Annotated in this window: 2 protein-coding genes; both read right to left on the minus strand. The window is 72.1% G+C overall.

Features of this window, described 5'->3' with window-relative positions; genetic code table 11:
- Positions 1–258: hypothetical protein (locus tag AB6A66_RS17535; protein WP_371056909.1), on the minus strand; the 258-nt coding region annotated here is incomplete at its 3' end.
- Positions 258–389, minus strand: a complete 132-nt coding sequence (locus tag AB6A66_RS17540) for a major capsid protein (protein ID WP_371056910.1) — start codon at positions 387–389, stop codon at positions 258–260. The genes AB6A66_RS17540 and AB6A66_RS17535, both read right to left, overlap by 1 nt.
- Positions 390–401 lie beyond the last annotated feature (12 nt).

A 401-nucleotide genomic window follows, 5' to 3' on the forward strand; every position in this document is an offset into this window, starting at 1 on the left:
CTCGCCCTGGATGAGGAAGGCGTCGCCGTCGATCTCGATGCGGTCGCCGGGGCGTGGGTTCGGCACTTCTGCCACGCGCAGGTCCAGCCGCGTGGTCTCCGACCAGAGGCGCGCGTCGCCGAAGCCGGTCATCTCATCCGCGCGGCGGGTGACCACGCGCACGAGGACGGGGGCACCGCCCTCGGGCGTGTACACGGCCTCGCGGGCGATGCTGTCATCCGCGAAGAGCGCGTCGAGCGCCATGGCCACGGCGGTCATCAGGTCCGCCGCGCCGAGCGCAGCACCTGCGGGCGGGTGCAGATCGGCAGCGGGTTGGACTCGATCTCGAGCCGCACCCATTCGTCGCGATCCCGGTCCGGGATCATGCGCGCGTAGAGCGGCAGGCCCACGGTGTTGACCGT

Source organism: Rhodosalinus sp. K401, from assembly GCF_041365735.1.
In the GTDB taxonomy this organism is placed as follows: Bacteria; Pseudomonadota; Alphaproteobacteria; order Rhodobacterales; family Rhodobacteraceae; genus Rhodosalinus.